The 9,201-nt window shown below is 71.5% G+C and carries 7 protein-coding genes and 1 pseudogene; 1 reads left to right on the plus strand and 7 read right to left on the minus strand.

Features of this window, described 5'->3' with window-relative positions; translation table 11 throughout:
- Positions 1-256: 256 nt before the first annotated feature.
- The 7 genes from Q7F20_RS16400 to Q7F20_RS16430 all read right to left on the minus strand — a co-directional run bounded on the left by Q7F20_RS16400 (position 257) and on the right by Q7F20_RS16430 (position 8,719).
- Entirely contained in the window at positions 257-1,348 is a 1,092-nt protein-coding gene (locus Q7F20_RS16400) for an N-acetylglucosamine kinase (protein ID WP_305741138.1), read from the minus strand.
- Positions 1,345-2,652, minus strand: coding sequence for a 6-phospho-beta-glucosidase (locus tag Q7F20_RS16405; protein WP_305741139.1), 1,308 nt, complete (start codon positions 2,650-2,652; stop codon positions 1,345-1,347). The genes Q7F20_RS16400 and Q7F20_RS16405 overlap by 4 nt, the downstream gene beginning before the upstream one ends.
- Before the next feature lie 7 nt (positions 2,653-2,659).
- A complete protein-coding gene (locus tag Q7F20_RS16410; RefSeq protein ID WP_305741140.1) occupies positions 2,660-3,553 on the minus strand; it encodes a carbohydrate ABC transporter permease in 894 nt (297 codons plus the stop codon).
- Positions 3,553-4,608, minus strand: a complete 1,056-nt coding sequence (locus tag Q7F20_RS16415; protein ID WP_305741145.1) for a carbohydrate ABC transporter permease — start codon at positions 4,606-4,608, stop codon at positions 3,553-3,555. The genes Q7F20_RS16410 and Q7F20_RS16415 overlap by 1 nt, the downstream gene beginning before the upstream one ends.
- A 2-nt stretch (positions 4,609-4,610) precedes the next feature.
- Positions 4,611-5,951: an extracellular solute-binding protein gene (locus Q7F20_RS16420; protein ID WP_305741141.1), complete on the minus strand. Its 1,341-nt coding sequence runs from the start codon at positions 5,949-5,951 to the stop codon at positions 4,611-4,613.
- 158 nt (positions 5,952-6,109) lie between these two features.
- The gene (locus tag Q7F20_RS16425; protein ID WP_305741142.1) at positions 6,110-7,351 is read right to left on the minus strand and encodes an ROK family transcriptional regulator; all 1,242 of its coding nucleotides are present in this window, start codon (positions 7,349-7,351) and stop codon (positions 6,110-6,112) included.
- A 318-nt stretch (positions 7,352-7,669) separates the two neighbouring features.
- Entirely contained in the window at positions 7,670-8,719 is a 1,050-nt protein-coding gene (locus Q7F20_RS16430; RefSeq protein WP_305741143.1) for an alcohol dehydrogenase catalytic domain-containing protein, read from the minus strand.
- Between the two features lie 81 nt (positions 8,720-8,800).
- On the opposite strand from Q7F20_RS16430, the pseudogene Q7F20_RS16435 reads away from it, so the two are divergent.
- Positions 8,801-9,201 (plus strand): annotated as a pseudogene (locus Q7F20_RS16435) (hypothetical protein); the annotation flags it as partial.

Genomic DNA, 9,201 nt, shown 5'->3' on the forward strand with positions numbered 1-9,201 from the left:
GGCCGGACGGGAGGCGCGGCGCGGGGTGGCACCGTGCCTCCCGTCCGTACGTGGCTGGGCTTCGAGCGGTGTGTGGCTGGCACGTCTGGGCTGGCGCTCGTGGTGGCGCTCGTGGGTCGTGCTGCGAAAGCGACAGTGCGCGGGAGGCGCGCGGTGTTGGTGGCGCCGAAGCGACAGTGTGCTGCACACATCGCGCGGCACACTGTCGCTTTCGCGAGGACCGTGCCATGACCGCCGCGCGGCGTCGCGCGCCGCGTCAGCGGATCAGGGCCGTCGTGCTCGCGAAGGCCCGGGAGCGCACGGCCTGCCGGTAGCGGTCGAGCGCTGCCTCGTCAGCGCCGACGGACTCCAGCGCCGCCAACCCTGCCCCGAGCACCGGAGGATCGGTCACCCACGTCGGCACCGCTCCGGGCACCCGGGCGGCGAGACCCTCGACGACTCCTTCGACGAGCAGGGGATCCCGCGCCGCGAGCACCCCGCCGCCGAGGACCACCGGCACCGGGCTCGCCGCCGAGCCACCCAGACCGAGACGTTCGAGCGCGACCGCCGCGAGCAGGACGATCTCCTCGGCCTGCCGTTCGACGACGCTGGTGGCCACGGCGTCACCCGCACCGGCGACCTCGAACAGCACCGGGCAGAGCCGGTTGAACACCCGCTGGTCGAGGCGGCCGAAGTGGATGGCCTCGGTGACCTCGCGGACGCTGCGGAGCCCGAGCGCTGCCGGGACGGCCGTGACCAGGGCAGTCGCCGGCCCGCGACCGTCGTCGGCCCGTGCGGCGTGCCACAGTGCACGGTTGCCGAGGTACGCGCCGCCGCCCCAGTCGCCCGAGACGTCCCCGATGGCGGGGAACCGTGCCGTGGTGCCGTCGGCCCGGACCGCGAGTGCGTTGATCCCCGTCCCGCAGACCACCGCCGCGGCGTCCGGTGACAGGGTCCCCGCCCGCAGCAGCGCGAACAGGTCGTTGTCGAGGACGTGCGGCGCGCCGCCGTCGGCCTCCCAGTGTGCGAGTGCCTCGGTCGCCGCGACCAGTTCGGCGTGCAGGTCGAGACCGGCCAGGTACACGTGTGTGGTCCGGATCCTGCGCTCGCCGAGGTCGCCGACGACCCGCGCCCGGACGTCGTCGAGGATCGGCCCGGCGACGTCCCATCCGCGGGTCTGCGGGTTGGAGCCGGGGCCGCGCGCGTGCCCCACGATCGAGCCGTCGAGGGCGATGGCGACGACGTCGGTCTTGCTGCCGCCGCCGTCCACGGCCAGGACGACGTCGCTCGGGTCCGGCCCGGCGGGCGCGGGAGGGCGCGTGGCCCGGGCGGTCCCGATGCCGGCCCCGGTCGCGCGGGCTCCACTCAACCCGCCCACGTCAGCTGCTCCGATCGCGTCCACGGCAGGTGCTCCGCGTTCGCGGCCAGGAGCAGGTCTGTGAGCTTCTCGGCCTTGTCAACCTGGCCGACGAGCGGGTGCGCCCACATCGCGCGGAGCACCCGGTCGCGACCCCCGTGCACCGCTGCGTCGAGCGCGAGGCGTTCGTACCCAGCGACGTGCGACACGAGCCCGACCATGTCGGCGTCGAGCGGCGCGACGGGCAACGGCGTGATCGCGGCGCGGGTGACCCGCGCCGGGACCTCGATCACGTGGTCGTCGGGGAGGAACGGGAACGTGCCGTCGTTGCGGACGTTGAGGACCTGCACGTCGCCGCGGTCGCCGAGGATCGAGGAGAGCACGTCGATCGCGGCCTCGGAGTAGTACGCCCCGCCGCGCTGCTCGAGCTCGGCCGGCTTCGTCACGACGGACTCGTCCGCGTACTTCGCGAGCAGCGCGCGCTCGGTGTCCATCACGGCCTCGGCGCGGGTGCGCTCGTGGAGCTGCTCCTCGAGCACGACGTCGTGGGCGTAGAAGTAGCGGAGGTAGTACGAGGGCACGGCGTGCTGCAACCGGAGGAGGTCGGCGGGCATGTGCACGCTCTCGGCCATCCGGTCGAGGGCACCGGTCTCCGCGGCGAGCAGGTCGTCGAGGACGTCTCGCTCGCTGCCGTCGGCGGAGCGGACGTGCACCCCGCGCTCCCACGTCAGGTGGTTCAGGCCGACGTGGTCGAGTCGGACGGCGCTCGGCGCGACGTCGAACTCCTTCGCGAAGCGGCGCTGGAACCCGATCGCGACGTTGCAGAGCCCGACGGCCCGGTGTCCGGCCTCGAGGAGGGCCCGCGTGACGATCCCGACCGGGTTCGTGAAGTCGACGATCCACGCGTCCGGCTTGGCGTACCGCTTGACGAGCGCGGCGTACTCCAGCACGACGGGCACGGTGCGGAGCGCCTTCGCGAAGCCGCCGGGCCCGGTGGTCTCCTGCCCGATGCAGCAGGCCTCGTGCGGCCAGGTCTCGTCCTGGTGGCGGGCGGCCTGTCCACCGATGCGGAGCTGGAACATCACGGCGTCGGCGTCCGTGACCCCGGCGACGACGTCGTCCGTGACGTGGATCGTGCCCGGGTGACCGGCGTGGGCGAACATCCGCTTGGCGACACCGCCGACGAGTTCGCGGCGGACGGGGTCGGGGTCGACGAGCCAGAGCTCGTCGATCGGCAGCTGGTCGCGGAGTCGGGCGAAGCCGTCCACGAGTTCGGGGGTGTAGGTGGATCCGCCACCGATGACTGCGAGTTTCACTGTGGTGCTATCCCTTCACGCCGGTGAGCGCGATGCCCTCGACGAATGCCTTCTGTGCGAAGAAGAAGATGATCACGACGGGGACCATGACGACGACGGTCATCGCCATCGTCATTGACCAGTCGGTGCCGTGCTGGCCGCGGAACGTCGCCAGTCCGTACGCCACCGGCCAGGCGGCCTGGTTCTCGGAGGCGTAGAGGAGCGGGCCGTAGTAGTCGTTCCACGAGTGGAAGAACATGAAGATCGCCGCCGACGCGATGCCCGGTCGGGCCATCGGGACGACGACGCGCCAGAGCACGCCCCACTCGCTGCAGCCGTCCATGCGCGCGGCGTCCCCGTACTCCTTCGGGATCGTCAGGAAGAACTGGCGGAGCAGGAAGATGCTGAACGCGTCGCCGAGCAGGTTCGGCAGGATGAGCGGCCAGAGCGTGCCGGTGAGGTGCAGCTCGGACCACATGACGTAGACGGGCACGGCGGTGACCTGCGGGGGCAGGAGCATCGCCACGATGATGATCGTGAAGATCGCGTTCGCACCGCGGAACCGGATCTGCGCGAGAGCGTACGCGGCCGGGACCGAGCTGACGAGCATGAACGCGGTCGCCAGCACTGCGTAGAGGGCGGAGTTGCCGAACCACTGCGCGAGCGGCAGCTCGGTGAACACCCGGCCGTAGTTCGAGAAGTCGAACGGCCGCGGCACGATCGACGCCGTGAGCGCCTGGTTGCTCGACATCAGCGAGGTCAGGATCACGAACACGATCGGCGCGATGGTCAGGACACCGAGCGCGACGAGCACTGCGTGCTCGGCGATCCAGACGAGCAGGCTGCGGCGCGGCCCACGAGCCGAGCCGGACGCCGAGCCGCGGGGTGCCCGGGCGAGCGGGGACTGGGAGACGGCGGTCATCAGGACTCCTCCGGTCGGAACACGCTGATCCGGCGCATCGTGAAGACGAGCACCACGGCGGTGATCACGAACAGCACGACGGCCATGGCGGACGCGTAGCCGAACTGGAAGTTCGCGAACCCGTGCTGGTAGAGCAGCTCGGTGTAGGTGAGCAGCGAGGTGCCCGGGTAGCCGAGCTGCGCCGCGGTCCCGCCGCCGATCGTCGCCTTGCCGCTGGCGACGCCCGACGCGACCGCTGCCTCGGTGAAGTACTGCAGGGCCGCGATCACCCCCGTGACGGCGGCGAACCCGATGACCGGCGCGATCGTCGGCAGGGTGATGTGTCGCACCTGTTGGACACCGTTGGCCCCGTCGAGCGAGGCGGCCTCGTACAGGTCGCGCGGCACGTCGAGGAGCGACGCCAGGAAGATGATCATGATGTCGCCCATCACCCAGACGCCCATGATCACGAGCGAGGGCTTCGACCACGCCGGGTCGTTGAACCACAGCGGTCCGTCGATCCCGAACACGCGCAGGATCTGGTTGACGGGGCCGGTGCCGGGGTTGAAGAGGAACACGAACGCCACGACGCTCGCGACCGGCGGCACCAGGGCGGGCAGGTAGAACAGCGTCCGCCAGAACCCGGTCGCCGTCTTCGCTCGGCTGAGCAGCCCCGCCACGAGCAGCCCGCAGATGATGCGGACCGGCACGAGGACGACCACGAACCACAGGGTGTTGACGACCGCGGGGCCGATCTGCGGGTCCTGCGTGAACAGGAACCGGTAGTTCAGCAGGCCGACGAACTCGGGTTCCTGCAGCTGGTTGTACCGGGTGAACGAGTAGAAGATCGACGCGACGAGCGGGTACGCGAAGAAGATCACGAGGCCCGCCAGGGCCGGTGCGAGCATCGTCAGGGCGACGAGCCGACGTCGGGACTCGGCGGAACGGCGCCGACGTGGCGGGCGCGCGGAGCCCGCCGCGGGGGTGGGAGCCGACCCGTCTGGGCCGGTGGGCCGGGAGGCGCGGGTGGGCCGCGCCTCCTGGCTGCCGGTTTCCGGGGTGGTGACGTCCGTCATGGTCACGGACCAGCCAGCTGGTTGGCGTTGTCGATGTCCGAATCGAGCTTCTTGAGCTTCGCGTCGAGGTCGCCGCCGTTCTGCTGGTACGCCTGCCAGAACTTCGTGAAGGTGCCGATGTACGCGGCCCCGTCGGCGGTGCCGGGCGACGTCATCGTGTCCTTGTTGCCGGCCACGTCGACGAAGGTCTTGTAGTTCTCGTCGACCTCGAGCTTCGGCGACTCGAGTGCGGAGGTGATCGTCGGGATGTTCTTCAGCCCGTTGCCCATCGTGACCTGCGCGTCGGTGTTCGTCGACAGGTACTTCAGCAGCGCCCAGGCGAGCTCGGGGTGCTTCGAGCCCTTGGCGATGCCCGCCACGTTGCCCGCGATGTAGGTCGATCCGTAGTTGCCGAGGCCCTCCATCACCGGGGTCGGCGCGGTGCCGTAGTCGAGATCGGGCTTCTGGTCCTTGATGAACGCGGTGCGGTACTCGCCGTCGATCTGCATCGCGACCTGGCCGGTCTGGAACGCGTTGTCAGCGGCGAACTCCTGGCCGAGCCCCGAGGTGAAGGCCTTGAGCTTGTCGTACCCGATCTGGTCGACGAAGTCCTTCTGCCAGGTGATGAGCTTCTTCCACGCGTCGGACGTGCCGATCACGCTGTTGCCCTTCTCGTCCAACCACGACCCGTCGACCATCGGGGCCCAGTGCTCGGGGGAGTTCTCGTAGAAGTCGATGAGCGGGTTGAAGCCGAGCTGCTTGATCGAGCCGTCGGCGTTGTAGGTGGTGAGCTTGAGGGCGTCGGCCTTGAGCTCGTCGAGCGTCTTCGGCGGGGTCTGGATCCCGGCCTTCGCCAGCAGCGGCTTGTTGTACATGAGCGCGCTCACGTCGGCGAGGGCCGGCAACGTGCACCGGGTGCCCTTGTACTGCGTGTACGACCGCACGGCCTTCGGGATGTCCGACAGGTCGACCTTGTCGCGCTCGATGTAGGGCGACAGGTCGCGGAAGGCGCCCGAGGAGCAGAAGCTGCCCACGATGGCGGTCGAGTACGACAGGCCCACGTCGATGTTCTGGCCGGACGAGATCGCCTTCTGCAGCTTCTCGTCGTCCTGGCCGGCGTGGATGTCGACCGTGACGCCGGGGTTCTCCTTCTCGAAGCCCTTCACGGCATCGGCGACGACGCCGGCTTCGCGCCCGGTGAAGAAGTGCCACAGGGACACGGTGCCCTTGAGTTCCTTGGGCGCGCTCTTCTCGATCGAGTCGGCGCTGCTGCCGGAGCTGCAGCCGGCGACGACGAGGGCGCCGGCTGCCGCGATCGCGGTGGCTGTGAGGATGCGCCGGAGTTTCGGGCTGGGGAGGGACATGCGGGACTCGCTCTCTGATCTCGCTCCGACGCGCTGCGGGTGCCGACGTCGAACGCTGGACGGATCCGAGCGTGCGACACCGTTTCCGGGCGCGCCGAAGAGCCCTGGGTCAGGGCCGGGTGATGGTGCCTCGAGTGGTGCGGGTGGGGTGGTGCTGGTCAGGGGCGCTCGGCCGGGTCCGGCGCGGGCACATCGTCACTGATGCGCTCGAGACGGTCTGCGAGCGCGGTGCGGACGACGTCGATGAGGACGTGCCGCGCACCGTGCAGGACGGGGGTGTCGGGGACGCCGGGTGCCACGACGGCGGTGGACCAGCGTGTGCGGGTCCGGAGCCAGGCGGTCACGGCGGCGGCCAGGGCGGGTCCGCCCGCGATCCCGGTCGGGCCGTGCAGCACGACCGTCTCGGGATCGGCGACGGCGAGGGCGGGGAGCACGTTGTGCCCGACGCGCTCGCCGAGGGCGGTGGTGAACGGGTGCTGCTCGGGGAGCCCGGGCAGCTGCGGGAGCACCTGGCGCCAGTCGGCGGGTGTGCCGTCCGGCGCGGTGATCCCGTGTTCGGCGGCGAGGGCGATGATCGCGGACTCGGAGATGAGGTCCGCGACGATCGTGGCCGTCGGGTCGATGGCACGTGCGTCTGCGGGTACGCCGAGGTAGCCGATCTCGCCGGCGGCGCCGGACGCGCCGGTGTGCAGGTGGCCGCCGAGGTCGAGCGCCATGCCGAGGCCCTCGGCCATCCAGAACAGGGCGAACGACCCGGGGGTCCGTCCGGCGCCCATGTTCCGTTCGGCGATGGCCGCGAGGTTGGCGTCGTTCTCGATGACGACCCGGACCCCGAGCGCTGCGGAGAGCGTCGCGGAGACCCGATCGCGGGGCCAGCCGGGCAGGCCGTCGGTGAAGATGAGGGTGTCGGTCGCGTGGTCGACGCTCGCCTGCACGCCGACCGCGACGGCGGTGACGAGGTCCGGGTCGACGTCCGCAGCGGCCGCCGCGCGCGAGATCGCTGCTGCGACGATGTCGGCACCCGGCGCGCGCATCTCGTCCGGGGACATGGTGTGGGTCGCGACCGGGAAGGTCCGACCGGCGGCGTCGACCACGGTGCTCCGGACGTCGACCAGCTGGACGTCGACCGCCACCCCGAGGTCGCGCTCGGTGATCGCTTCGTACACGACGGCGCTCGGGCCGCGGCGACCGGTCTGCGAGGCGGTACCGGCTTCGCGGATGAGCGCCGCCGCCTCGAGCCGCCGGATGATCTCGGCTGCGGTCGGCTTGCTGAGCCCGGTCCGCTGCGCGATCTCGTTGCGGGTGAGCGGACCGTCGTCGAGCAGGAGCTCGAGCGCGGCCCGGTCGTTGAGGACGCGCAGGAGCCCGGGCTGGCCGGGGGTGCGTCCTCGTGTGGTCATGTCGAGGACTGTAACGGACAACCTTCTTTACTGAAAGGTTTGTTTACCGATTCGAAACACGCGTTCCGCTCCGCGAAACGTGCGGGGTGGGGCGGAGCCGCGACAGGGGGTCGTCGCGACCGCGCTCGGTTCAGGAGGCGCGGTGCGGGCCGGCACCGCGCCTCCTGGGCCGTGGGTGGTGGCGTGTGTCCTGCCAGAGCGACACTGTGCTGGATCGCCGCGTGGGTCCGCACCCGAAAGCGGCAGTGCACAGGCATCGGTCGGCGGCAGACTGTCGCTTTCGCGAAGCAGGCAGAGCCGGGACGCGCCGGGCGCGCCCTACGGGCGCAGCAGCACCTTGATGGCGCGACGCTCGTCCATCGCCCGGTACGCCTCCGCCGCCTCGTCGAGCGGGAGCTCGAGGTCGAAGACGCGACCGGGCTCGATCGCCCCGGAGAGCACGTCCGGCAGGAGCTCGGGGATGTACTTCCGCGCCGGGGCCATGCCGCCCGCGATCGCGATGTTCGTGTCGAAGAGGTACCGCGTGCCGATCGTCGGCACCCCGTGCGGGACACCGACGAAGCCGAGGTTCCCTCCGGGGCGGACCGAGTGCAGCGCCTGGTCCATGCTCTCCTCGGTGCCGACGGCCTCGACCGCGCAGTCGGCCAGGTCGCCGCCGAGCAGCTCGCGGATCGCCGCGACACCCTCCTCGCCACGCGCCTCGACGACGTCCGTCGCGCCGAACTCGCGCGCGAGCGCCTGCCGGTCGGCGTGCCGGCTCATCGCGATGATCCGCTCGGCGCCGAGCCGCTTCGAGGCGAGGACGGCGGACAGCCCCACCGCGCCGTCGCCCACCACGACGACCGTCTTGCCCGGGCCGACGGCCGCGGACACCGCGGCGTGGTGGCCGGTGGAGAAGACGTCCGACAGGGTGAGGAGCGAGGGCACCAGCGCCGGGTCGACCGGCCCCGGGACCGCGACGAGCGTCGCGGCGGCGTCCGGGATGCGGACGTACTCGGCCTGCGCGCCGCCGACCGGGTCGCCGTACGCGTCCCTGCCGCCGAAGCCGGACAGGTGGTCGCAGCCGGTCGTCATGCCGTGGCGGCAGGCCTGGCACGTGCCGTCGTTCATGGTGAAGGGGGAGATGACGAAGTCGCCGACGTGCAGGTCCGCGACGTCGTCGCCCACCGCGACGACCTCGCCGACGAGTTCGTGACCGATCGGGCGCGGCTGCTTCGTCGGCGTGACGCCGCGGTACGGCCAGAGGTCCGACCCGCACACGCAGGCTGCGACGACCTTGACCACGACGTCCTTCGGCGTGATGAGGTCGGGCTGGTCGCGGTCCTCGACACGGATGTCGTTCGGGGCGTGGATGATCGCAGCGCGCAAGGGGGGAGCCTTCCGTCGAGATGGTGGGGTGTGCGGCCGGTCGACGTCGTCCGGGCCGGGGTCGACAGTACCCTCGTGCGGGTGGACGACGACCGGTACGGCAGTGACGTGCTCTCGGGCGACTGGCGCTCGCGCGGGGTGCAGAAGGTGCGGCAGGTGCCGCTGGAGCGGGACATGGTCCTCGAGGACCCGACGACCGGCTGGGCCGGCGCCGTGGTGCGGCTCGAGGCCGGCAACGTGGAGCTCGAGGACTGGAAGGGGCGCACCCGGTCGTTCCCCTTCAGTGGGCAGTTCCTGCTCGAGGGGGAGCTCGTCACCCTGGGCCGCCCGCAGGCGCCGGTGGGGCGTCGGGGGTCGGCGGGTGGTGCGGGTGCCGGTCCGGCGGGTGGTGCCGGTGCGGGTGCCGGTCCGGCGGGTGGTGCCGGTGCGGGTGCCGGTCCGGCGGGTGGTGCCGGTGCGGGTGCCGGTCCGGCGGGTGGTGC

The organism is Curtobacterium sp. A7_M15 (assembly GCF_030705415.1).
In the GTDB taxonomy this organism is placed as follows: domain Bacteria; phylum Actinomycetota; class Actinomycetes; order Actinomycetales; family Microbacteriaceae; genus Curtobacterium.